The organism is Sphingomonas pollutisoli (assembly GCF_029167165.1).
GTDB lineage: Bacteria > Pseudomonadota > Alphaproteobacteria > Sphingomonadales > Sphingomonadaceae > Sphingomonas > Sphingomonas pollutisoli.
In genome coordinates this window covers 353,079-377,388 of the sequence record NZ_JARFNJ010000002.1, presented here as the reverse complement: position 1 = coordinate 377,388, position 24,310 = coordinate 353,079, and the positions used below count along the sequence as shown (strand labels likewise).

The window sequence follows — 24,310 nt, the reverse complement described above, 5'->3', positions numbered from 1 at the left end:
GGCGATACGGGGCGGACGATAATCGGGGAGAGCAGCGATGGTTCGAGCGGGCAGGATTCGGCGCTATCTGGGGTTGGCGATGGGCAGCGCGCTCTCGATACCCGCCGCGTCCAACGCGCAGGCGAACAGCCCGAACGATCCCGATGCGCGCGCAGCCGCGATCGAGCGGCAGATGACCGACGCCGAACGTGTCACGATCACCCACGGCATCATGGCTATCCCCTACGGCGCCACGAAGCTCCCCGAGGGCCTGCTGCTCGGGGCGGGCTATGTCGAAGGCATTCCCCGGCTCGGGGTACCAGCCCTCACCGAAACCGACGCCAGCCTCGGCGTCTCCTATGTCGGCGGCCTGCGGGGTGACGGTGCGACCGCGCTGCCTTCGGGGCTCGCGATGGGCGCGACCTGGAACCAGGATCTCCTCCGGCGCGGTGGCGAGACGATCGCAGGCGAGGCGAGCGCGAAGGGGTTCAACGTTCTGCTCGCTGGCGGCATCAACCTCGTCCGCGATCCGCGTGGCGGCCGCAACTTCGAATATCTTGGCGAAGACCCGCTGCACTCCGGTTTGCTGGGCGGGGCCGCGATCGCGGGTATTCAGTCGCGGCATGTGATCTCGACCGTGAAGCACTTCGCCATCAACGCAGTCGAGACCGGACGCCAGTTTCACAACGCCGTGATTGGCGCTTCGGCGCTTCGGATGAGCGATCTGCTGGCGTTCGAGATAGCGATCGAGCGCGGCAATCCGGGCGCGGTGATGTGCGCGTACAATCGCGTCAACGGCGCCTCGGCCTGCGGGAACGACGCGCTGCTGAACGGCGTGCTTAAGCACGACTGGGGCTATAAGGGGTTCGTAATGTCGGACTGGGGCGCCGTCCACGGGCTCGACTTTGCACTTAAGGGGCTCGACCAGCAATCCGGCGCGCAGCTCGATGACAAGCTCTATTTCGGCGATGACCTCGCCGCCGCGGCCCGCCGCTACAAACGCTATGGCGCGCGCCTCACCGACATGAACCGCCGCATCCTGCGGTCGATGTACGCGGTCGGCATCGACCGTTATCCACCGGCGAAGGCGCCGATCGACTTCGCCGCGAATGCGCGGGTGGCGCAGGATGTCGCCGAGCAGGGCATTGTCCTGCTCCGCAATCGCGATGTCCTGCCGCTGACCGCGAAGGCGCAGCGGATCGCCGTGATCGGTGGGTATGCGGACAGCGGTGTGCTTTCAGGCGGCGGCTCCTCGCAGGTGCAGGGCGTCGGCGGCCCCGTCGTGGCGATCCCCACGGTCGGCGGGCCGTTCGCGGCGGTGCTCGCCCAATCCTATCAACGCTCGTCACCGCTCGGGGCGATCGTGGCGCGCGCGCCCAAGGCGGAGGTCGTGTTCCGAAACGGCCGCTACATCGCCGACGCGGTCGCGGCGGCGAAGAAGGCCGATGTCGCGATCGTTTTCGCGACCCAGTGGATGACCGAAGGCCTCGACGCGCCCGATCTGTCGCTGCCGGACGGCCAGGATGCACTCATCACCGCCGTCGCCGAAGCCAATCCAAACACGATCGTCGTGCTCGAAACCGGCAGCCAGGTCTTGATGCCGTGGCTTGATAAGACCGCTGCGGTGCTGGAGGCATGGTATCCCGGCGCGCGGGGCGGTGAGGCGATCGCAGCGATCCTGTTCGGCGACGCGAACCCGTCGGGGCGGCTGCCGGTCACGTTCCCGGCATCCGTCGATCAGCTTCCGCGTCCCAAGCTGCCGGGCAGCGACACGATCGAACCGAACTTCCTCGGGTATGGCAAGCCGGGGCAGACGCTCGACATCGACTATAACGTCGAAGGCTCCGATGTCGGCTATCGCTGGTTCGCGAAGCGCCGTGCCGTGCCGCTGTTCCCGTTCGGGTTCGGCCTCAGCTACACGCGCTTCGAACATGGCGCGCTGAACGTCCTGCCGGGTACGGCGCCGGTGGCGCGCTTTGCGGTGACCAATATCGGCAAACGCAGCGGCGCCGAAGTCGGGCAGGTCTATCTCACGGGTACGCCGGCTGGCGATACGACCCGTCTCGTCGGTTTCGCGAAGGTGACGCTGAAGCCCGGCGAACGGCGCGTTCTTGAAGTCCCGATCGACCCGCGCCTGCTCGCCACATGGAAAGCCGGGCGATGGGATATGGCGGCGGGCACCTACCGTTTCGCCATCGGCAGTTCCGCTGCGGACCTTGAGACTTCGGTCGAAATCAGCTTCCCCGCGCGTCGATGGTGATGGTGTCGCGGACCTGGAACGCCGGTCGGCCTGTGTTGATCAAATTCGCGGCGGGACGTTTCTCTCCGGCTCGCCGGTGAAGACGGCGGTCGTGATGTTGGGCATGCTATAGGCGTAGCACCGGCCGAACATCTGCGGGTTCATCGAGGCGGGTTGGCCCGCCGCGTCGGCGACACGGTAGCGTCGGCCGATGGCGATGAGCCAGGTGCGCGCGAGGATCGTCGCGGCCTCGAAATCGTCCGCGTCGAAAATTTCGCTCGCCCAGGCGGCGAAACCTCTCTCCAACGTGCGCCCTCGCAGCGCGGCCGGCGCGGCGATGCGACCGTCGCGCGCCAGCCACCGGTGCACTTGCTCGCCGTTTCGCCGGATCTCCATGGTGGTCTCGCCTGATGTCTCGTCCGGAACCTCGGCGTCATACCGGGTGGTGCCGTACGGCCGACCGCACTGGCGGACCGCGATCACGGCGAGATCGAGGAGATGGGTACAGTGTCGCGCCGCGAGCGTGCCTCGGTAGAATTCGCGTGTCGGCGTTGCGATCGGAAGGCCCACGAACATGCGAAGTTGCCCGACGGCGCCGGGGCAGGCCGAAGTCGGTATCCTGATGGTTTCGCCGCTGATCGCGGTGATGATCTCACCATCGTGGTTCACGGTGCACCGCATTTCGTGGAAAGTATCGGTGAGATACGCCGTGACCTGACCGTCCGCCGCGTCCACGGTGATGCGCCGACAGCAGGCACCGTTGCCATAGTCCGGATTGACCGGATAATTCAGGGTCGTCGGCCTCACGCGCGGGCCGCCATCACGTGTTCGGGAAAACCGCGGGACGTTTGGCGAGGAACGCTTTCACGCCCTCCCGACCTTCCGAGCCGCCAGCGGTGGCGGCGATCGAATTGGCCTCGGCTTCGAGCTGAGTCGCGAGATCGCTCGTGGCGGAGGCGAGGAGCAGACGTCGGCACCGGCCGATCGCGCGGGTGGGGCCGCTCGCGAGTGCCACAGCAACCTCACGCACGGCTGCGATGAGATCTTCGTCGGCTGTCACGCGCGTGATGAGTCCGATGGCGGCGGCCTCCGATGCATCGATGCGCCGGTTGGTCAGCACGATCTCCTGCGCGCGGCGAAGCCCGACCAGCCGGGGCAGCCACCAGGACGCACCACCGTCCGGGGTGAGGCCGATCGCGCTATACGCCGAGGTGAAATGCGCGGACGCGGCGGCGATCGCGATGTCGCCGAGGATCGCGAGGCTGAGGCCGGCGCCGGCGGCGGGGCCGTTGATCGCGGTGACGAGCGGCTTGTCCATCGTCGCGAGGCGGTGAACACCGGCATGGAAGCTGTGCGCCAGATCGAGCACGATCGCCTCGACATCGCCGCCGGCTTCCGAGAAAACATCGATGTCGCCGCCGACCGAGAAGAAGCGGCCGCTTCCGGTCAGCACGACGCACCGTATCGCGGGATCGTCAGCGCACAGATCCGCCGCCTCGTGGAGCGCGCGGGCGATCTCCGGCCCGATCGCATTGCGCCGGTCCGGCCGCGCAAGCGTCAGCCAGGCGACACCATCGGCCAGTTCGAACGTGATCGCGGACGCGGTCATTTCGCACCTGCCCGCTGCGCCTGCGCCCAGGCGAGCGCCATCAGTTCGGGCAAGACCGCCACGCGCTCTTTCGCCTCGTGCGAGGTCGCGTTGCCGCGGAGGACGCGCCCCTTGATGCCGTGGAAAATGGCGGCGAGACGGAAGAAATTGAATGCCATGTAGAAATCATACCCCGGCATGGCCGCTTGCCCGCGGCGATGATTATAGGCGGCGAGATAGTCGTGTTCGCTAGGAATGCCGAGCACGGCGACATCGGCGCCCGCGAGCCCCGCCACGATGTGCGGCGGCATCCGGTACATCATCGCATGATAGGCGAAGTCGGCACCGGGATGCCCCAGCGTCGACAATTCCCAATCGAGCACCGCCAGCACGCGTGGCTCGCCGGGATGGAAGATCATATTGTCGATGCGGAAGTCGCCATGGACGATGCTGGTTTCGTCGTTCGCCGGAATGTTGGTGGGCAGCCATTCGACGAGCCGGTCCATGTTGGCGTCGCGGCCGGCTTCCGTGTCGTCCAGATATTGCTTCGACCAGCGCCCGATCTGTCGCGCGAAATAATTGCCGGGCCGGCCATAGTCGCCCAAGCCGACGCTTTGATAGTCGATGCTATGAAGCTGCGCGATCGTCGCGTTCATGGCGTCGTACAGCGCGGCGCGTTCGGCGTCAGGGATGCCGGGCAGGGTGGCATCCCAGAAGATGCGGCCCTCGACCATGTCCATGACGTAGAAGATCGTGCCGAGCACCGCCGGATCGGTGCAGACGCCGCATAGTTTCGCAACCGGAAAGCCTGCCTCGGCGAGGCCGCCGATGACGCGGGCTTCGCGATCGACCGCGTGCGCGCCCTTCAGTAATTGGCCCGGCGGCTGTTTGCGCAGCACATAGCTTTTGGCAGGGGTCACGAGCCGGTAGGTCGGGTTGGACTGGCCGCCCTTGAACTGCTGGATCGCGAGCGGACCGGCATAGCCCTCGACAGCCTCGCGCATCCATGTGTCGAGCGCGTGCGCGTCGAGGGCATAACCCGCACGTACCGGCGTGGTGCCGATGTTGGCGATCGCGGAGACGGTCAAGGCTGGCGCCTTTCGATGGCGTTGGGGCGGGGCGGGGCGGCGGTCATCGAGCCGTATCGGCCTGAATGGCAGGGGGCAGCCACCCGCCGCCGAGCATCGCCGGTTTAGGGCTATAGGCGCGTAGGACGATGAAGAACGGCCCGGCCGGCGCAGGCAGCCAGGTGTCGCGCTCGCTCGGCTCATGCTGGATCTGGATCGTCACCGACCCATCCGCCGCGACCTTGAGCCCCGGTGTGCGGTCGCTCACCAGATAGCGGTTGATCGGGTTGGCGTGGAGCGCGAACGATTTGGCGTCGTACAGCGTGACCGACCAGAAGGCGTTGACTGGCGGCGGCGTTCGCAGGCGTAGCGTGTAATGCGCCGTCGCGCCGTTCAGGGGCTTGCCGCTTGCGTCGACGAAGGTCGTGTAAGAAGCGTTCTCCTCCCGAACGTTCGCGCCTAGGCCGGCGGTGTTGGTGACGGAGCGGCGGAGATAATTGAACCCGTATTCGCCCTTGTTCACCTTCATCCAGCCGGTCCCGGTCGAGACGCCGAGCTGCGATTTCGAGGCTGCGATGACCGCGACCGCGTTTTCGTAACCCTTTTCGATCGCGGCGCGCGATGTCGCGTCGAGCGCCGCTGGATCGGCCGGACGATCGCCGAGCACGCCGAGCGGGCGGAAGCGCGACACCAAAGCGTCCTCGCCTGGCTGGCAGCCATCGGTGCGCAGGATATAATCGAGAACCTGCATGAAAGCCGCCGCCCCCGGTGCCGGCGCGGGCGGTACGGCAGCGGGGCTGGCCTGCATCGCCGAGGCAGCGGGCGGCGTTATCTTCACGCTGTCCTGGAACTGGCGGGCGTAGGCGACCTCCTTGTCGGTCTGCGCGAACACGCGCATCAAAATCCAGAGCTGCACGGTGGCGGCGCGGTAAACGGTGGTGCCGGGTGGTGGCGAGCCGTGCCAGCCCGGCGGCACCAGCAGGGAGCGCCCGCCTTTGAACCCGATCGTGCGGTTGCTGAGGTTGCTCGGGTTCCCGAAGATGTCGAAGATGTTGAGCGTGAAATACTTCAGGCTGGTGGCCGGGATCGTGATCTCGACCGGGCCCTTGGAAAGATCGATCCAGGCAGTCGAATATAGCGTGTCCGAATTGGGCACCTTGAACGTCGCGTAATCCGGACCGGCCAAGGTGCGTTCATGCGCGAAGCGGTTGAAACCGGTGAAGTTCGGCGCGGTGCGGTCGAACACCTGCCGGTACATCTGCTCATATTGCAGATAGGCGGACATGCCGTAGATCGTCGCATCGAACGCCGCCGACCTGAGCACCTCGTCCCGGCTTTTCTCGTCCTTCGGCAGCAGGTCATCACCATAATCGCGCATTGAACGCGGCGCTTCGGGTGCGGCGAAATTGTTCTGCTGCGCGTGGATGGGCGTGGCGGCGAGGCAGGCGGCCTGCACGGCGAGACCATAGGCTATCGGTCGGACGCGGATGGTCGTGCTCATGCTTGCGCCGCTTTCCAATCGCGTTTGATCTTCTTGGCGAGGCTCCAGCGATGGACCTCGCTCGGCCCATCGTAGATGCGGAAGGCGCGAATCTCGCGGAAGGCTTGCTCGACGATCGTGTCGCCCGACACGCCGGTCCCGCCCATCACCTGCACGCAGCGATCGGCCACCCGGAACAGCGCTTCCGACACCGCGACTTTGGCCATCGAGCTTTCGGCGGTGCCGAGCGATCCGGTATCGAGCACGCCCGCGCACCAGTCGATCATAAGCTCGGCTTGCTGAAGGTCGATCAGGTTGTCGGCGAGCATGAACCCGACACCTTCATGATCGATGAGCGGCTTGCCGAATGCGTGGCGGCGGTTGGCGTAGCCGCACGCGATCTCCTGCGCGCGCGTCGCCAATCCCAGCCAGCGCATGCAATGCGACAGCCGCGCCGGGCTGAGCCGGATTTGCGCATATTTGAAGCCTTCGCCGCTCGCGCCGAGCATCTGGTCGGCGGGCACGCGCAGGTCGACGATGTCGATCTCGGCGTGGCCACCCGGCATCGAGCTGTCGATCGTATCGATCACGCGCGCCGTGCGGATCGCGGGGTCGGGCAGATCGACGAGGAACATGCAGGCGCCATCGTCCGATTTGGCCATGACGATGCCGACGCTGGCACCCTCCGCGCCGGTGATGAATTTCTTGCGCCCGTTTATCACCCAATGGTTGCCGTCGAGCCGGCAGGTCGTCTGCATCATCGATGGGTCGGAGCCGGCGCCGCCATCCTCGGCGGGTTCGGTCATGAAAAAGGCCGAGCGCACCGTGCCGGCAACCAGCGGATCGAGGAAGCGCACCTTCTGCTCGGCGCTGGCGACCTTGCCGAGCAGGTACATATTGCCTTCGTCCGGCGCGGCGGTGTTGCAGGCGAGCGGCCCCAGCGGCGAGAGCCCGGACCGGCGCAGCACGATCGCCGTCTCGCGCTGCGTGAGGTGCGAGCCATCTGGCAGGATGTGCGGCGTCAACACGCCTGCTGCGCGCGCTTTGTCGCGCAGTTCGCGCACCAGCGCGTCCGCCGGGCCATGACCGCCGCGCCGGTCATCCGCCTCGTACGGGATCACGGTCTCGCGAACGAAGGCTTCCACTCTCGCGGCGATCTGCTGGGCGCGTTCGGTCATTGCGCAGTCGTTCCCCCATCGACGACGAGCTCGCCGCCGGTCATGTAGCGCGATTCGTCGCTCGCCAGAAAAAGGATCGCGTCGGCGATCTCGTCTGCCTGCCCAACCCGCCCCAGCGGCACATCCGCGAGCAGTTTCTTCGCGATCTCGGGATCGGCGTATGCGGGTGCGGAAAGCGGCGTCGCGATGTGTCCCGGATGGATCGAGTTCGCGCGCACGCCGTTGCCGGCTTCCGCGCATTCGAGCGCGGTGACTTTGGTGAACATCCGCACACCACCCTTGGCGGCGCAGTATGAGCCCGTGCCGGTGCCGGCGACGATGCCGCGGATCGACGACATATTGACGATCGCGCCGTGGCCGGAGGCGGCGAGCAGTGGCATCATGTGCTTGGTGCCGAGGAACACGCTGTCGAGATTGACCGCGAGGATCGCACGCCACTGGTCGAGCGTGGTCTCGGCGATCGTCGCGAACTTGCCGAAGCCGGCATTGTTGACGAGGACATCGAGCTTACCGAAGCGTTGTCGGACGCGGTCCGCCAGCGCGATCCAGCCGGCTTCATCGGTGACGTCGAGCGGGACCGCCTCGTGCGGCGCACCGCCGAGATCCGCGAGCGCCACTCCCAATTTCTCCACGTCGCGATCGGCAAGCAGAACGGTCGCGCCTTCCGACGCGAAACGCCGCACGGTGGCGAGGCCGATGCCCGAGGCCGCGCCCGTGACCAGTGCGACACGATCGCTCAAGCGGCTCATGCCTTCTCCTCGACCACGCCGGCGTCGTTCTTGCTGAGCGACAGCAGGCTCTCGAACGTCGGGTTGGTGCGGGAGAGGATCGCCTCCGCACGCGCGCGGATCGGTTCGTCGAAGCGAGTCGTCGTGAAGACGTACAGGCGGTCTTCCCGAATGCCGTCGAACGCCTGCGCGGCTACCGCCTCGGGTGACGGCGCGTTGCGATACAGCGTATCGGCGATCTCGCGCAGTTCGCGCGCTTCTTCCGGCCGGCCGCGCGCGGTTTGAAGATGATCCGGGCGGGAGCGCTCGGCATCGTAGATGCGGGTGGCGACCAAGCCGGGGCAAAGCATCGTCACGCCGATCGGCGCGCCTTCGTCGCGCAAGCCAGCGTAGAGCGCCTCGGTGACGCGGACCATGGCATGTTTCGACGCGCCATATACCGCCGAACCCGATCCGCTCACGAACCCGGCCACGGAGGCGGTGTTGAGGATATGGCCCGGCCGCCCATCGGCCAGCATGCGCGGCACGAAGCTGCGGATGCCATTGACCACCCCATCGACGTTGACGCCGAACGCCCAGCGCCAGTCTTCGGGCGCGTAATCCCAGACCGGGCGGTGTCGCCCGCCAGGCACGACGCCGGCGTTGTTGCACAGCAGATCGACGCGGCCGAAGCGATCCCAGGCAGCATCCGCCAACGCCTGAACCGCTGCCGGATCCGCGACGTCGGTTTGCTGAAGGAGCACCGCATTCGCCAAGAGGCGCGCGCCGACGGTATCGAGATCGGCGCGGTTGATGTCGGCCAGGACCAGGTTCATGCCCTCTTCAGCGGCGAGCTCGGCGAGCGCCGCGCCAATGCCGCTTCCGGCGCCGGTGATGACGGCGGTCTTACCGGAAAAGTCTTTCATGCCGGCCTCTCTCCCATCGGCTCGCGCGGTCCTGCCTTCGGACTCGCCATACCCCGGCTTTAATCGACCGTCCGGTCGGACGTCAACCTGCGTCGGTCGGTTGACCGACCTGAAAGCACGACATAGCAGTATGTCAGCCGACCGGACGGTCTGGAGTTTCAGGAGGTGTCACGATGTCCGAACCCAATCCTCTCGTCGCGCTCGGTCGCCTGCGCCGCGACGCGCCCAAGACGGTCGCCGGTTTTCGCCGGTGGCGCACCATCATCGACACGGATGGCGCAGTGCCGGCGCGCATCAAGCGGCTGTTCGTGGCCTGCGCGGCGACCGTGAAGGGGTATGAAGAGATGGCGCTCCGCGAATTGCAGGCGGCCCGCGAGGCCGGACTGACCGAGGCGGAAGCCGGCGCGGCGGTCGCGATTCTGTCGAGCGTGAGGGGCGAGGGGGCGGCGCTGCGCTTTCACGGACTGTTTGGCGAGGTTTATCCCGACGGTGCAGAGGTGGAGGCCGGGAACGAGGATATCCTTGTCGAGCCGGGCACGGCGGAGGCCAATTTCCTCCACTATTTCGGCACGATGCCGCCGTCGCTCGGCAAGCTGTTCGAGGTCAAGCCGCTCGGTGCCGATGCGTATTATCTGATGCGCGAGGGCACGCTCTCCGGGACCGCGCTCGGGCCGGTCCATGCGGAACTGCTGCTCGTGACGGTGCTCGCCGCCGATTATAGCGAATGGGCGTCGGTCCACATCAAAGGCGCGCGCAAGGCCGGGGCGAGCGAGGAAGCGATTGCCGAGGCGGTGATCTGCGCGGTGCCGACCGCCGGGCTGTCCGCCTGGGTGATCGGCGCCACCGCGATGGACGCCTGATCCTCTAAAGCTCGCTGACGAGGTGGCCGCCGTCCACCGCGATCACCGCGCCAGTCATGTAGCGCGACTGATCCGAGCAGAGCATCAGGAACGGCGCGTCGAGATCGTGCATCTGGCCGAGCCGCCCCTGCGGAATGCGGGCGATCAGGCGCTGACCGGCGCTCGATGCGAAGAACGCCCGGTTGAGATCGGTCTCGATATAGCCGGGCGCGAGCGCGTTGACGCGAATGCCGAGCGGTGCCCATTCGAGCGCTAGCGCCTTGGTGAGTTGGATCAATCCGGCCTTGCTGCTGGCATAGGCGGCGAGCCCCTTAGAGACGCGCTCGCCGAGGATCGACGCCACGTTGACGATCGCGCCGCCGCCCTCGCGCATCGCGCGCGCGCCTTGCTGGGCGACGAGGAAGGCGCCCGTGAGGTTCGGCCCAAGCACCGAATGCCACTCATCGTGAGACATATCCATCGCGCGGCGTGTCTGCGCGACGCCGGCGTTGTTGACGAGGATCGACAAGGGTGCGGTCGCGCCCTGCTCAAGCCGCTCGAACGCGGTCGTTACCGATGCGGGATCGGTGACGTCCATGACGACCGGTCGGCACTGGCCGCCGGCACGCGAAACCTCCTTCGCCAGCGCTTCCAGCGCCGATTCACGTCGGGCGGCGGCGAAGACGGTCGCTCCCTGCGCCGCCAGCAACATCGCGAAATGCCGACCCAAACCCGAGCTTGCACCGGTCACCAGCGCGGTCTTGCCGTTCAATTCCATGTCCATCTCCTCCGGGCTTGCGTTGTTGCCCAAACACCGCCAACGATAACCACGCCCGACCGGACGGTCGAGTTGCCATTTGGAGAGGCCATGCGGTTCGCGAACAAGCGTGCGCTCGTCACGGGAGCGGCTGGCGCCCTCGGTGCGGCGATCGCCAAAGCGTTTGCCATGGAAGGTGCGCGGGTCGTGGTCGCGGATGTTGACGCGCAGGCCGTGGCAGAGCTGGCCGATACTATCGTCGTGGCGGGCGGCGACGCCTGCGCCGTCGCGCTTGATGTCACGAAGCCGGAAGACTGGGAGCGGGTGGTTCGTGAGGCTCGGCACCGTTGGGGCGGGGTCGATGTTCTCATCAACAATGCGGCGGTCGCATCGGGATTGACGCGGATCGAGGAGCGCATGCCCGAGGATTGGGATCGGAGCATGGCGGTCAACGCCAAGGGTCCGTTTCTTGGCACCCGAGCGCTGCTGCCGGTCTTCCGCGCGCAAGGCGGGGGCACGATCGTCAACGTATCGTCGGTGGCGGGCATCGGCCAGTCGCAGATCATGGACGCGGCCTATGCTTGCAGCAAGGCCGCGCTGACGATGTTGACGCGCGTCACCGCCGCCCAGCATTCGGGCGAAGGCATACGCTGCAACTCCGTCCATCCCGGGCCGATCGACAGCGCGCTCGCCCGCGCGGCGTATATCGATCCGGCGGCCTTGAGCGCGCGCCTTTCCCGTGTCCCGGTCGGCCGCCTCGCGACTGCGGACGAGGTCGTCGCCGCGGTTCTGTTTCTGGCCGGCGAGGACGCGTCCTACATCACCGGCGCGGCGCTTGCCGTGGACGGTGGCGCGTTGGTGCAATAGGGTGAAACGCTGGTGGCCCCGTGGCCGCTCGAACACATGAGGATCTGGGTCCGGTATGGCGCGGCAGGCGACAAAGAAACGACAGACGACCGAAGCGCATGACGAGAAGCGCAATGAGATTCTCAGGCATTGCGCCAACCTGTTCGACAAGGTCGGCTATCACAAAGCTTCGATGCAGATGCTCGCCGACGAGGTCGGCTTGGGCAAGCCGACGCTCTACCATTACTTCCCGAGCAAACACGCGATCCTCTACGCGATTCACGAAGCACATATGACGGCGCTGCTCGACGGGTTGGCGGACGAGGGTCTTTCGGACAATCCGCTCGGCAAGCTGCGCGCGGCGTGTATCAACATCTTGCGGCAAATCGCCGAGCATCCCGGTTATGTTCGCGCGTTCATGGACCATTATGAAGATCTGGAAGGCACGATGCGCAACCAGATCCGAGCGCAGCGCAAGGACTATTTCGAGCGTGTTCGCGGCACCGTCATATCCGGCATCAAGGCCGGGCAGTTCCGCGATTGCGATCCCGATCTGACGACCTACGGGTTCCTCGGCATGTGCAACTGGGCTTATAAATGGTATCCGCCGCTGGCGAGAAAACAGTCGCCCGAAGATGTCGCCGACGCATTGTGCCGGCCGTTTTTCGAGGGGCTCAGTCTGGCGAAATCCTAAGCCGTGATACCGTCCGCGCACCAGTATATGCCGTCCCCGCAGGACGTGGCGGCGGTACGTTTCACGGAGCCGCCCGGTATCCGTTCAGCGGCCGAAGCGCTTCGGGACAGGGTCGCGAGCATCTGTGGGCTGCGGACGGCGGTGTCGCACAACATCGCGGTCCGCGAGCCGATGCGCGATGGCGACGGCGCGATCCTGGCCAGTGAGGTGTTCGGGTTCCGGGAGGGCGAGGGGCGCTGGTGGGAGGCCCCGCAACTGGCGCTGTCCTCGCCGCTCGTCCACGCCTGCCGGGTCGAGGCGGAGCCGTTCTGGTGCAATGCGCGCGGCTTTCATACGCGCATCGCCAATCCGCTGCTCGACGCGATCGACCTTTCGGATTTCCGCGCGCGCGCGATGACATCGGCGGCCTTGGTGGTGCCGATCCATTTGCCATTCGGTCAGATCGGCGCGGCCAGTTTCCTCGCAGCCGACCCGCACGAAGAGGATCTGTCCGGCGCGTACGAGAGCAGCGTCGATGCGCTGGCGGTGCTCGCGCGCGCCTTCATCCAGAGCTATGTCAAGGTCACCGCGCGCGTGCGGCAGGATGTGGCCGGCGTGTCGCTCACCAAGCGCGAGGTCGAGTGCCTGCGCTGGGCGGCGGCCGGCAAGACCAACGATGAGATCGGGCTGATCCTGGGCCTGCAACGCACGACCGTGCGGTTCCACATCCGCGCCGCCTCGCTCAAGCTCGATGCGGTCAACCGCGATCAGACTTTGTTCAAGGCGGCCCAACTCGGCTTTCTCGGGATGATCCGTTAGGCGCTGTCGCATTGGTCAGAAGCCGACCGCACGGTCGGACGCTACAAGGCGGGCAGGAGAGACCAGATGCCCACCCTCGCGCCGATGATCGCCAACAATCTGCTCGTCGAAGTGGACGGCGCCCACCACCTGATCGCATCGCGTCACCGCGCGAGTGGCCGGACGATCTTCCCGGCCAGACCCGACACCGACGACCGCTACGAAGCGGTCCTGCTCCCGTGCGAGGGGCGGCTGTGGTCGTGGACGGTGCAGCGCTTCCGGCCGAAATCCCCGCCCTATGCAGGGGCGGAGGCGTTCGAGCCCTATGCGGTCGGCTATGTGCAACTCGATGGCGCGTTGATCGTCGAATCGCGGTTGGTCGATGTGGAGTTCGATGGCTTGCGCATCGACATGCCGATGCGGCTCGTCCCACTCGAGTTCACGCTGGCAAGCGGCGCGGTGCGCACCAGCTTCGCCTTCGCGCCGGTCGAGGAGGCAGGGCGATGAGCGACGTCTTCATCATCGGCGCCGGCATCCATCCGTTCGGCCGCACACCGGCGCTGAGCGGGCTTCAGCAGGGCGTATATGCGGTGCGCCAGGCGCTGGCGCAAACCGGCCTTGGCTGGAGCGACATCCGCTTCGCGTTCGGCGGTTCGGATTCGGCGGGTAATGCCGATACGATGGTGTCCGAACTCGGCTTGACGGGGCTGCCGTTCATCAACGTCGCCAATGGCTGCGCGACCGGCGGCTCAGCGATGTTCGGGGCATATAGCACGATCAAATCGGGCGAGTTCGATCTCGGCATCGCGGTGGGTTTCGACAAGCACCCGCGTGGCTCGTTCTCGCCGCTGCCGGCGGACTGGGGGCTGCCCGACTGGTATGGCGAGACCGGGCTGATGCTCACCACCCAATTCTTCGCCATGAAGATCCAGCGCTACATGGCGACCTATGGCATCACGCCGCGCACGCTCGGCGCGGTCGCGGAAAAGGCGTTCGCGAACGGAGTGCTGGCGGATCACGCCTGGCGGCGTGAGGCGGTTGATATCGATACGATCCTCTCCTCGCAGATGGTGAGCGACCCGCTGACAAAATTCATGTTCTGCTCGCCCGGCGAGGGTGCGGTGGCGCTGGTCCTAGCGAGTGAGAAGCGGGCTCGGGAGCTTGGTTTGCCGAGCGTGCGGCTGCGTGCGGCGGCGGTACGGACGCGGCCGCCCGGATCGTTCGAGGTGTTCTCGCCGGCGCTCGATCTGGACCGGGGCGGTTCGCCGACCACGGTCGCCTCGCGCGCCGCCTATGAGATGGCGGGGATCGGACCCGAAGACATCGACATCGCCCAGCTTCAGGACACCGAAACGGGTGCCGAGATCATGCACATGGCCGAGAACGGCTTCTGCGCCGACGGCGAGCAGACCGCCTGGATCGCGGAAGGGCGGACCCGGATCGACGGCACGCTCCCGGTCAATACCGATGGCGGCTGCCTCGCCTGTGGCGAGCCGATCGGCGCTTCGGGCTTGCGTCAGGTGTACGAGAATTACGTCCAACTCACCGGGCGCGCCGGCCGGCGGCAGGTGCCGGGCGATCCGAGGCTTGGCTACAGTCACGTCTATGGAGCGCCGGGCGTTTCGGCGGTGGCGATCGTCGAGAGGTGAGGTGATGGATCTGGCATTGACCGACGCCGAGCGGACGTTCCGCGACGAGGTGCGCGCCTTCCTCGGGGACTCGCTGTCGCCCGAACTGCGGCGCGGTGCGGCGCTGACCTCGGGCGTGTTCGCGGAGCCGGATATCGCGCGGGCATGGCAAGCCATTCTCGAGGCGAAAGGCTGGCTGGTCTATCATTGGCCGGCGGCGGCGGGCGGGCCGGGCTGGACTCGTGTTCAGCGTTGGATTTTCGAGAAGGAATGCGCGGAGGCGGGCGCGCCCGTGCTGCCGGGCATGGGGCTGAAGCTGGTCGGGCCGGTGCTCTACACGTTCGGCAGCGACGCGCAGCGCGCGGAGTATCTGCCCGCGCTCCGCAGCGGCGAGCATGTCTGGGCGCAAGGTTTTTCCGAACCGGGTTCGGGGTCAGATCTCGCCAGCCTCCGCACCCGCGCGGTACGCGACGGCGACGACTATATCGTCTCTGGCCACAAGATCTGGACCACACAGGCGCAGTTCGCCAACCGCTTGTTCGCGCTGGTGCGCACCGATCCCGACGTCAAGCCGCAGCAAGGCATCAGCTTCCTGTTGATCGACATGACCGCACCCGGCGTCACGGTGCGGCCGATCCTCAGCGCCTCGGGCGATCACGAGTTGAACGAAGTGTTTCTCGACGACGTGCGTGTGCCCGTTGCGAATCGGGTCGGCGCGGAAGGGCAGGGGTGGTCGATCGCCAAGTTCCTGCTCGAAAACGAGCGCGGCGGCTCGTCGTTCGCGCCGCAACTGCTCGCCGACCTGCGGCGGCTGCGCGAGGCGGCGGGGCCGTTTGTTGGCGAATTCGCCGACCGCGCGTTGCGCTTTCAGTTGGAAGCGCAGGCGCTCGAAATGACCGAGCTCAGGACGCTGATCGAAATCGACGCCGGCGCGGCGCCCGATCCGCGCAGTCTAACGACCAAGCTGATCGCGTCGGAAATTCGCCAGGGCATCGAAGCGCTTGCGGTTGATGCGTTCGGCCTCGCCGGCCTCCAGCTTCCGCTCGAACGGCCCTTTTACGGCGCGGACGCGCCGCCACCGATCCGCTCGGCCGAGGCGCAGGTCGCGGTCGCGCGCTACCTCAACGCACGCGCCTGGTCGATCTTCGGCGGCACCAGCGAGATTCAGCTTTCCATCATCGCCAAGGCCGCGCTCGGCCTGTGAAAGACGAAGGACCACATCATGCCTGAAGCCTATATCGTTGCCGCGCGTCGTACCGCCGGAGGGCGTCGCAACGGCCGTCTCGCCGGCTGGCATCCGGCCGACCTCGGCGCTGCGGTGCTCGACGCGCTCGTCGCCGACGCCGGTGTCGATCCGGCGGCGATCGATGACGTCATCATCGGGTGCGTGAGCCAGATCGGCGAGCAGACTTTCGCGCTTGGCCGCAACGTCGTCCTGGCGTCGTCGCTGCCCGACAGTGTGCCGGCGGTGACGATCGATCGCCAGTGCGGCTCGTCGCAGCAGGCGCTCCACTTCGCGGCCCAGGCGGTGATGTCGGGCATGCAGGACATCGTGATCGCGGGCGGCGTGGAGAGCATGACTCGGGTGCCGATGGGCTCGCCGATCGCGCTCGCCAAGGCCGGCGGCATTGGTGCCAACCCGTTCGCGGAGTCCATCCAGAAGCGCTACGGGGTCGAGGGTTTCAACCAGTTCGTCGGCGCGCAGATGATCGCCGACAAATATGGCTTCAGCCGCGAAGACCATGATCGCTTCGCTCTGCAAAGCCACCAGAAGGCCGCTGCCGCCACGGCCGCCGGCGCGTTCGCCGTGGAGATCGTCCCGCTCCCTGTCATGACGCCCGATGGCGAGACGGTCATGCACGATCGCGACGAAGGTATCCGCGCCGATGCCTCGCTGGAGTCGATAGGCTCGGTCAAGCTGCTGAGCGAGGGCGGCACGCTGAGCGCTGCGACCGCCAGCCAGATCTGCGACGGCGCGAGCGGCGTGCTGGTCGCATCGGGAGCCGCGGTCAAGGCACACGGCCTCACGCCGATCGCGCGGATCGTCAATCTCGCGGTGACGGCGGGCGATCCGGTCATCATGCTCGAAGAGCCGATCCCCGCCACGCGCCGCGTGCTGGAGCGGGCAGGGCTGTCGATGGCCGACATCGATCTGTTCGAAGTCAACGAAGCCTTCGCCTCGATCCCGATGGCCTGGGCCAAGGCGCTCGACGCCGATCCGGCCAAGCTCAACGTCAACGGCGGCGCCATCGCGCTCGGCCATCCGCTCGGCGCCACTGGCACCAAGTTGATGGCGACGCTGATCCACGCTTTGAAGGCACGTGGTGGCCGCTACGGGCTGCAGACGATGTGCGAAGGCGGCGGCATCGCCAACGCGTCGATCATCGAGGTGCTTTGACGATGAACATCGCGCCCGGCGACGAGCAGGTGATGGTCCGCGACATGGTGCGGCGCTTCCTCGCCGACCGCTATGATGCGACCAGCATGGCCAGCGGGCCGATGCCGGCGGAGGACTGGCGCGCGCTTGGCGAACTCGGGCTGTTCGCCTTCCTGCTTCCCGAGTCCGCCGGGGGAATGGGCGGCGGCGCGATGGAGGTAATGATCGTTGCTGAAGAGCTCGGCCGCGCGCTGGCCGTCACCCCACTCTCAGACAGCGTTGTGCTCTGTGGACACGTGATCGCGCGCGGCGGTGCTGCCGGCGCGCATTGGAGTGAACCGCTCGCGCAGGGTGATGCCGTCCTCGGCTTCGCACGCGGCGGCATCGCCCGAGCGGGCGCGCTTTCCGGCGCCGCCGGTATCGTTCCAGGCGGGATGGCGGCGTCGGTGTTCGTCGTGGCGTGTGAGACCGGCGGTGTCACGCTGGTCGAAGCGGACGCTCCGGGCGTCGCGCGATCGCCGGTGCGACTGGTCGATGGCAGCATTGCAGCCGACCTCCGCTTCGAAGGCGCTCGCTGCGTCCCGCTGGACATATCGGAGGGCGATCTGAGCGCCGCGGTCGAGCTGGCGGAACTGGCCATCGTCGCGGAACTGGCCGGCGCGATGGGTACGTTGCTCGATCTCGCGATCGACTATGTTCGGCAGCGCAAGCAGTTCGGAAAGCCGATCGGTAGCTTCCAGGCGATCCAGCATCGCTGCGCGCGGCTCTATACCCTGCTCGAACAGTCGCGTTCGATGATGCTCCGCGCCGCGCTCGTCCGGGATGACGCGCGAGGTCAGGCCGTTACCGAAGCCAAAGCATATGTCTGCGATGCGGCCCTGCGACTCGCCGAGGATGTCGTGCAGCTTCATGGCGGCATGGGCGTGACCGATGAACTCGCGGTCGGCCGAGGGCTGCGCCGCGTGCTGCTGCTGTCGCGACTTCATGGCGGCAGTGCGGCAGCGCGGATGGCGCTCGCCGCCTGAGCGTGCGATCTATGGCGCCGAACAGGCGCCGCCGATCGCCGAGCTTGTGCCCGCCGGCATGATGCGGGCGGGTGCCACTGTCCGGCCATCGCGGCTCATGCTTCGCGGATGTCGGACCGATAGAACTGGCTGGCGCGTAGGATGCTGAGCGCGCCGACCAGTGAGAAGATCAGCACGGCGGCCAGCGCATAGCGCAGCGACGTGTCGTGCATGCCGTAGCCCGCGGCCAGTCGATCGCTGATGACGCCGGTGACCGCCGGCCCGAGGCCAAGCCCGAACAGGTTGAAGACGAGCAGCGTCACCGCCGATGTCACCGCCCGCATCTGCGGCGCCACCAGCGACTGCGGCACGCCGACGATCGGGCCGTAATAGAAGAACATCAACATCGACGAGAGGAAGCCGAACGCCAGCGAGACGCCGAGCGAAGGAACGAGGAACTGGACCAGCGCCGCCGGCACCATGAAGAGCATCGCCACCGCGCTGACCCAAACACGCGCCGACGGCTTGGTCTGCGCCATCCTATCGGAGAGCCACCCACCCAGATAGATGCCGGCCCCGCCGCCGATTCCGTTCATCAGCGCCAGCCAGGCGGCGACGTCCGACAGCGGCATGTGATGCACGCGCAGGTAGAAGGGCGCGGTCCAGCTCATCATCGCATATTGCGCGAAGGCGTGAAGCGTCGTTCCCACGAGCATGTAGCGGTAGGTCCGCAGCTTCCAGAGCGTGGCGAGCGCAGCACCGAGCGATATCGGCTCGGTTTCTAGCGGACGCGTGCTGAAAGCGCCGCGCACGGGCTCGCGCACCAGCAGCATGACGAACGGTGCGAGCAAGAGGCCGGCTCCGCCGATCACCGCGAACGCTGCGCGCCAACCGAGCGTCGCGGCGATCCAGCCGCCCGACGCATAACCGAGCATGATTCCCGCCGGCAGCGCCAGACCCCACAGGCCGAGCGCGGTCACGCGTTTGTCGGGCGGGTAATAATCGGCGATGATCGAGTGCGACGCCGGCACCGACCCCGCCTCGCCGAGCGCGACGCCGATCCGGAAGGCGACCAGCGTCGCGAAGCCGGTGGCGAGCCCGCTGAGCGCGGTCATCCCGCTCCAAACCGCGAGCGAGGCGGTCACGATGTTGCGCCGGTTGAGCCGGTCTGCCAACCGCGCGATCGGGAGCGAAAGCGTCGCGTAGAAAAGCGCGAACGCAAGGCCGGTCAACAAACCGAGTTGCGTGTCGCTGAGCCTGAGTTCGCGCTTGATCGGCTCCTGCAGGATCGAAAGCACGGTGCGGTCGATGTAGTTGAACATCGACACCAGCCCCAGCATCAGCAGCACGAGCCGTCGGGTCCGGTGGGTCGGAACGACCGGAGGCGCCGTTTCCGACGTCAGAGACACGGCGCCCTCCATGCCTAACCTCCGACCCGCGCGGTGAAGGTGATACCGACGACGCGCGGTGGGGCGATCGTCAGCCGCTCAACATCCGCGTTGGCCGGGCCGCCGACGCTGGCAACTTCCGCCGGTGACAGATGGTAGAAGTAATAATTCAAGCCGTTGCTCGCATAGGTCTTGTCGAACAGGTTGGTGCTCCACAGCCGCAGATCCCATGCGCCCGAGGGCGGCGTATAGGTTAGCGACACATTGGCGACGTTGCGCCGCCGCGTATAGGGCACGCCGATCTGCTGCAGGTTGGTGGCGATCAGTTGATACGGGCTGGCGAACTTGTCGTCGGCGTGGAAGGCGAGTTTGGCGCCGCTGTTCATGTCCAGCTTATAGTCGAAGATCGCGGTGAAATCGTGCTTCGAAACGAACGGCACGCGGTTGCCGGTACAATCCAGCCCGCCGGCCGCGCAGCCTTGGAAGCTTCGGTATTTCGCGTCGGTATACGCGTAATTCGCGCCGATCGAGAGCCCCTTCGCGGGATGGATGGATGCCTCGACCTCGACGCCCTTGACGCGTTCCTTGCCGGCGTTGCTGTCGGTCAGCACGCCGTTGATGAGCGAGCGGACCTGAAGGTTGCTCGTATCGGACAGATACGCCGCGACATTCGTCGTCAGGAAATGATCGAAGAAATTGGATTTGGTGCCGATCTCGTAGCTCCAGGTGGTCTCCGCCGCGAGCGGGACGAGCGCCTTGGCCGCGCTGGTCGCGGTCAGCACCCAGCCGCCGCCTTGGAAGCCTTTGGAGACAGACGCGTAGAACGAGATATCGCGGGTCGGTTTGTAATCGACGATGAAGCGCGGCGTGAACGACTGCCACGAATTGGTCGAGCCGTCTTTGCCGAGATCGACGAAATAGGGCGCGCCATAAAAGGGCGATGAGCCGACATGCGACGTATAGCCGTTCTTCCGTTCATAGCTGTAGCGAAGCCCGGCCGTCAGCGAGAGCTGCGGGGTGAGCTTGTACTTGCCTTCCACGAACGGCCCGACGCTGTAGTTCGAAATCCGGCCCGCGACGAACTGCGACGCGACGCGTCCGGGCGAGAGGACCGAAAGATAGGATTGCGGCAGCGTCCCGTTAAAATTGAACTGGATGCCTTTGTAGAGATCCTCGTAGCCGAAATAGACGCCCGAGACGAAGTCGAACGGGCCGCCGAATTTCGAGGTGAAGCGGAGCTCCTCGCTGACCTGCTTCTCACGGTTAAGATTGATCGACGGGTAATTGGCCGGCAGCGGGCCACCGTCCGAATCCTCCCGATAGTAAGCGTTGAGCGACCGATAGCCGGTGATCGACGTGATCGTTCCGACGTCGGTATCATAATCGAGCTTGATCGTGCCTGCGAACAGGTGCCGGCGCGTCTCGCCGTCGTCGTCGAGCAGGGTCTTGTGGAGGTCGCCGCCATTCGCCGCCCGAACCTGTTTGACGAGGTTTCCTTGCCCGACGATCACCGCGCCATCGCCATAGCCGCCGCGGTGCGTATAGGCGGCGCTGGCGGTGACCCGGAGGCGCTCGGACGCCTGCCAGGTGAGCGAGCCGCGTACGCTCTGCACGCGGTTGTCGTCGAGGTAATTCCCGCTCAGCAGGTTCTTCTGATAGCCGCCGTCGCTCTTCACGCTGTAGGCGACGCGCGCGGCGAGCGAGTCGCCGAGCGCGTAATTGACGTAGCCGTCGCTCTCGATGCCCAACTGGCCCATCGCATTGCCGAGCCCGGTGAGCGTGATCCGGGCGTCGGTCCTGCCCAGTTCGGCGACGTTGTTGGTGATCTGGAGGGCGCCGCCGACCGCATTGCGGCCGAAGGTCGTACCTTGCGGTCCGCGCAGGATCGCGACCTGGCTGACGTCGAAGAGGTTGGCATCGAACGATGCGAGCGAGCCATAATAGAGGTCGTCGATGTACACTCCGACCGGATTTTCGAGACCGGGCGCGTCGTTGTTCGAATATTTCCCGCGGATCTGGACCGAGATGGTCGAGGTGCCCTTCACCGGCACGAACGTCGGCCCCGGTGCGATCTTGGTGATCGAGGCAAAATTGTCGATGCGCTGCGCCTGGATCTGGGCGCCGTCGAGCGCGCTGACCGCGATCGGAACGTCCTGAAGGCGCTCGGCGCGACGCGTTGCGGTTACGACGATGTCGTCGATCGTCGATTGCGCGAGTGCGCCGCCGGGCGCTGGGGCTGCCGGCGGCGTCTGCGCGCGCGCGGGGGTGGCGAACGCGGCGGCGCCTCCACAGAGTAGCATTGCACGGATGTACTGCGCTTTCTTGGACATCTTTTTCTCCCCTACGACTGACCTTTTAGCGGCCATGATGATCGTTTCGCCTTCGGATGATCCGGGTCAGCTCGCTCCCGCTTCCTGTGCGGCGATCCAGGCCGCGCGGGCGAGCGGTTCGACACGCAAGATGATCTCTTCCGCGTTCGCGCCGGTCTGAACGCCGTCACGCGCCCGCCCCGCGATTCCCTGCAGGATCGCGGCCACGCGAAACAGGTTGAAGGCGCGGTAGAAGGGGTGGGTCGGATCGCCGCCAAAACCCGTGCGCTCACAATAGCTTCGCGCATATTCCAGCGCGGTCGGAATGCCCAGCGCGCCAAGATCGGCGCCTTGCAACGTGCCCCGCACATCGACGCCGTCGGGCCGCGACCATTCCATCATGTGATAGGTCAGATCGCCGAGCGGATCGCCCAGCGTCGACAGTTCCCAATCGATCACCGCCGAAACTTTGGGCTCGGTCGGATGCACGAGCAGATTGTGAAAGGAATAATCGCCGTGGATGATCGTTGTGCGATCCCCGGTCTCGGGCACGGCGCCGGGCAACCATGCGATCAGTCGCTCCATCTCGGGGATGTCGCGCGTGCGCGAAGCCTCGTACTGGCGCGTCCAGCGCGAGATCTGGCGCGCGAAGTAATTGCCCGGCCTGCCATAATCGCTGAGCCCGAGCGCGGCGTAATCGACCAGATGCAACCGGGCCAAAGTCTCGTTCGCCGAATCATAGATCGCCGCGCGCTCGGCAGGATCGAGACCCGGCATGCGCGGATCCCAGAAGCTCCGTCCGGGAACGTGCCGCATCACGTAGAACATGGTGCCGATCACGTCATCGTCCTCGCAGAGCACGAGCGGCTCGGCGACGGGCAGGCCGGCTTCGAACAGCGCCCTGGTGACGCGATACTCGCGATCGACCGCGTGCGCAGACTTGAGCAGGACGCCCGCCGGCTTGCGGCGCAGCACGTAGCGGGCATCCGGGGTCGAAAGCAGGAAGGTCGGGTTCGACTGACCGCCCTCGAACTTCTGGACCCGCATCGGGCCCGAAAACGCCGGGATACGCCCGGCCAGATAGGCGCGGAGCCGTGCTTCGTCGAAGGCGCTGTTGGCGGCGACATCGACGGTGCCGCCGATCATCACCGCAGGCTGCGGCGCGCTCATGCGTGTGCTCCACGCGTCTCGTCGCGATATTTGGCGAGTTCCATCCGCGCCAATTGACGTTCGTGGACCTCGTCGGGGCCATCGGTGAGCCGGACGATGCGTGTGTTCGCCCACAGTTCGGCGAGGCCGAAATCATCGCTGACGCCGCCGCCGCCGTGCGCCTGAATGGCATCGTCGACGATCTGCTGCGCCATCTTGGGCGCGGCGATCTTGATCATCGCGATCTCGGCACGGGCTTCCTTGTTGCCGACCGTGTCCATCATGTGCGCCGCCTTGAAGCACAGCAGGCGCGCCATCTCGATCTCGCACCGCGCGCGCGCGATCCGCTCTTCCCAAACCGAGTGTTCGGAAATTGCCTTTCCGAAGGCACGGCGCGACAACAGCCGCCGGCACATCTTCTCGAGCGCGACCTCCATCGTCGCGATGTTGCGCATCGTATGATGGATGCGCCCCGGCCCGAGGCGGCCTTGCGCGATTTCGAAGCCGCGTCCTTCGCCGAGCAGGATGTTCTCGGCCGGCACTCGCACGTCTTCGAGCAGGACTTCGAAATGCCCATGCGGCGCGTGATCGTAGCCGAACACCGGCAGGTGGCGGACAAGCGTGACGCCGGGGGTGTCGCGCGGCACGAGGATCATCGATTGCTGGCTGTACGGCGCGGCATCCGGATCGGTCTTGCCCATCACGATGAAGAAGGCGCAGCGCGGATGGCCTGCCCCCGATGACCACCACTTACGGCCGTTAATGACATACTCGTCGCCTTCACGGCGCATCTCGGTCTGGATGTTGCGCGCGTCGGACGAGGCGACGGCCGGTTCGGTCATCAGGAAGGCGGACCGAATCTCGCCGTCGCGCAGCGGCACCATGAAGCGCTCTTTCTGCGCCGGCGTGCCGTAGCGGTGCAGCACTTCGAAGTTGCCGGTGTCGGGCGCCATGCAGTTGAACACCTCGCTCGCGAACGAGATGCGGCCCATCAGCTCGGCGATCGGCGCATATTCTACGTTGGTGAGCCCAACGCTCGTGAAGAAGGCGTCGTCATGCTCCGACGGCGGCATGAAGAGGTTCCACAGCCCCTCGGCGCGAGCTTTCGCCTTGAGCTGATCGAAGATCGGCGGAATCTCGCTCCAGCGGTCGATCGCGGCGAGTTGCTCTTGGTAGACCGGCACCGCTGGGACGATATGCTCGTCCATGAAGGCGCGAACCCGCCCCATCCACTCCCTGGACCGTGCAGACTGCTCGAATATCACTCGTTGTCCTCCCGATGCGTGACACGACTCGTTTCGTCCGCCTTCTTATGACTCGCCCGACCGACCGGTCGACTATTTCGCTACTCGACCGACCGGTCGGCTGTCAAATAGGT

Annotated in this window: 22 protein-coding genes; 10 read left to right on the top strand and 12 right to left on the bottom strand. The window is 66.3% G+C overall.

Annotated features, from left to right (window positions below):
* Positions 1-37 precede the first annotated feature (37 nt).
* Positions 38-2,239 (top strand): beta-glucosidase family protein, encoded by a 2,202-nt coding sequence (locus tag PX554_RS05140; protein ID WP_275499528.1) that lies wholly within the window; start codon positions 38-40, stop codon positions 2,237-2,239.
* 39 nt (positions 2,240-2,278) lie between these two features.
* On the opposite strand, the gene PX554_RS05135 is transcribed toward PX554_RS05140, so the two are convergent.
* Genes PX554_RS05135 through PX554_RS05105 form a run of 7 tightly spaced genes read right to left on the bottom strand, consistent with a single transcriptional unit; the run spans position 2,279 to position 9,164 of the window.
* Entirely contained in the window at positions 2,279-3,025 is a 747-nt protein-coding gene (locus PX554_RS05135) for a DUF2889 domain-containing protein (protein ID WP_275499526.1), read from the bottom strand.
* A 13-nt stretch (positions 3,026-3,038) separates the two neighbouring features.
* Positions 3,039-3,827 (bottom strand): enoyl-CoA hydratase/isomerase family protein, encoded by a 789-nt coding sequence (locus PX554_RS05130; RefSeq protein WP_275499524.1) that lies wholly within the window; start codon positions 3,825-3,827, stop codon positions 3,039-3,041.
* On the bottom strand, positions 3,824-4,894 hold the full coding sequence (locus PX554_RS05125) for a phosphotransferase (protein ID WP_275499522.1): 1,071 nt from the start codon (positions 4,892-4,894) through the stop codon (positions 3,824-3,826). Before PX554_RS05125 ends, PX554_RS05130 begins: the two co-directional genes overlap by 4 nt.
* A gap of 43 nt (positions 4,895-4,937) precedes the next feature.
* Complete coding sequence (locus tag PX554_RS05120; protein ID WP_275499520.1) at positions 4,938-6,374, bottom strand: DUF1254 domain-containing protein; 1,437 nt, start codon at positions 6,372-6,374, stop codon at positions 4,938-4,940.
* The gene (locus tag PX554_RS05115) at positions 6,371-7,531 is read right to left on the bottom strand and encodes an acyl-CoA dehydrogenase family protein (protein WP_275499518.1); all 1,161 of its coding nucleotides are present in this window, start codon (positions 7,529-7,531) and stop codon (positions 6,371-6,373) included. Before PX554_RS05115 ends, PX554_RS05120 begins: the two co-directional genes overlap by 4 nt.
* Positions 7,528-8,280, bottom strand: coding sequence for an SDR family NAD(P)-dependent oxidoreductase (locus PX554_RS05110; RefSeq protein WP_275499516.1), 753 nt, complete (start codon positions 8,278-8,280; stop codon positions 7,528-7,530). The genes PX554_RS05115 and PX554_RS05110 overlap by 4 nt, the downstream gene beginning before the upstream one ends.
* The gene (locus PX554_RS05105; protein ID WP_093221103.1) at positions 8,277-9,164 is read right to left on the bottom strand and encodes an SDR family NAD(P)-dependent oxidoreductase; all 888 of its coding nucleotides are present in this window, start codon (positions 9,162-9,164) and stop codon (positions 8,277-8,279) included. Before PX554_RS05105 ends, PX554_RS05110 begins: the two co-directional genes overlap by 4 nt.
* 173 nt (positions 9,165-9,337) lie before the next feature.
* On the opposite strand from PX554_RS05105, the gene PX554_RS05100 reads away from it, so the two are divergent.
* Positions 9,338-10,024: a carboxymuconolactone decarboxylase family protein gene (locus PX554_RS05100; RefSeq protein ID WP_275499512.1), complete on the top strand. Its 687-nt coding sequence runs from the start codon at positions 9,338-9,340 to the stop codon at positions 10,022-10,024.
* A gap of 4 nt (positions 10,025-10,028) precedes the next feature.
* On the opposite strand, the gene PX554_RS05095 is transcribed toward PX554_RS05100, so the two are convergent.
* Positions 10,029-10,781, bottom strand: a complete 753-nt coding sequence (locus PX554_RS05095; RefSeq protein WP_093221100.1) for an SDR family NAD(P)-dependent oxidoreductase — start codon at positions 10,779-10,781, stop codon at positions 10,029-10,031.
* 90 nt (positions 10,782-10,871) lie between these two features.
* Here PX554_RS05095 and PX554_RS05090 point away from each other — a divergent pair, with 90 nt between their 5' ends.
* The 8 genes from PX554_RS05090 (at position 10,872) to PX554_RS05055 (ending at position 18,107) form a co-directional block, all read left to right on the top strand.
* Entirely contained in the window at positions 10,872-11,627 is a 756-nt protein-coding gene (locus PX554_RS05090) for an SDR family NAD(P)-dependent oxidoreductase (RefSeq protein ID WP_275499509.1), read from the top strand.
* Positions 11,628-11,682: 55 nt separating this feature from the next.
* Entirely contained in the window at positions 11,683-12,300 is a 618-nt protein-coding gene (locus PX554_RS05085) for a TetR/AcrR family transcriptional regulator (RefSeq protein WP_093221096.1), read from the top strand.
* A 27-nt stretch (positions 12,301-12,327) separates the two neighbouring features.
* Positions 12,328-13,098 (top strand): helix-turn-helix transcriptional regulator, encoded by a 771-nt coding sequence (locus PX554_RS05080; protein WP_275499505.1) that lies wholly within the window; start codon positions 12,328-12,330, stop codon positions 13,096-13,098.
* A 66-nt stretch (positions 13,099-13,164) separates the two neighbouring features.
* Positions 13,165-13,584, top strand: coding sequence for a Zn-ribbon domain-containing OB-fold protein (locus PX554_RS05075; RefSeq protein ID WP_275499503.1), 420 nt, complete (start codon positions 13,165-13,167; stop codon positions 13,582-13,584).
* Positions 13,581-14,726, top strand: a complete 1,146-nt coding sequence (locus PX554_RS05070) for a thiolase family protein (RefSeq protein ID WP_093221092.1) — start codon at positions 13,581-13,583, stop codon at positions 14,724-14,726. The genes PX554_RS05075 and PX554_RS05070 overlap by 4 nt, the downstream gene beginning before the upstream one ends.
* Before the next feature lie 4 nt (positions 14,727-14,730).
* Positions 14,731-15,909, top strand: a complete 1,179-nt coding sequence (locus PX554_RS05065) for an acyl-CoA dehydrogenase family protein (protein WP_093221090.1) — start codon at positions 14,731-14,733, stop codon at positions 15,907-15,909.
* Between the two features lie 18 nt (positions 15,910-15,927).
* Entirely contained in the window at positions 15,928-17,103 is a 1,176-nt protein-coding gene (locus PX554_RS05060; protein ID WP_275499499.1) for an acetyl-CoA C-acetyltransferase, read from the top strand.
* A 2-nt stretch (positions 17,104-17,105) separates the two neighbouring features.
* A complete protein-coding gene (locus PX554_RS05055) occupies positions 17,106-18,107 on the top strand; it encodes an acyl-CoA dehydrogenase family protein (protein WP_275499497.1) in 1,002 nt (333 codons plus the stop codon).
* Between the two features lie 95 nt (positions 18,108-18,202).
* Here the strand turns inward: PX554_RS05055 and PX554_RS05050 are convergent, their stop codons facing one another.
* From PX554_RS05050 to PX554_RS05035, 4 genes are all read right to left on the bottom strand, one after another.
* A complete protein-coding gene (locus PX554_RS05050; RefSeq protein ID WP_420833422.1) occupies positions 18,203-19,426 on the bottom strand; it encodes a spinster family MFS transporter in 1,224 nt (407 codons plus the stop codon).
* Positions 19,427-19,509: 83 nt separating this feature from the next.
* On the bottom strand, positions 19,510-21,804 hold the full coding sequence (locus PX554_RS05045; protein WP_275499493.1) for a TonB-dependent receptor: 2,295 nt from the start codon (positions 21,802-21,804) through the stop codon (positions 19,510-19,512).
* A 66-nt stretch (positions 21,805-21,870) separates the two neighbouring features.
* Positions 21,871-22,953, bottom strand: a complete 1,083-nt coding sequence (locus PX554_RS05040; protein ID WP_275499491.1) for a phosphotransferase family protein — start codon at positions 22,951-22,953, stop codon at positions 21,871-21,873.
* Positions 22,950-24,161: an acyl-CoA dehydrogenase family protein gene (locus tag PX554_RS05035; protein WP_275499489.1), complete on the bottom strand. Its 1,212-nt coding sequence runs from the start codon at positions 24,159-24,161 to the stop codon at positions 22,950-22,952. The genes PX554_RS05040 and PX554_RS05035 overlap by 4 nt, the downstream gene beginning before the upstream one ends.
* Positions 24,162-24,310: the final 149 nt, after the last annotated feature.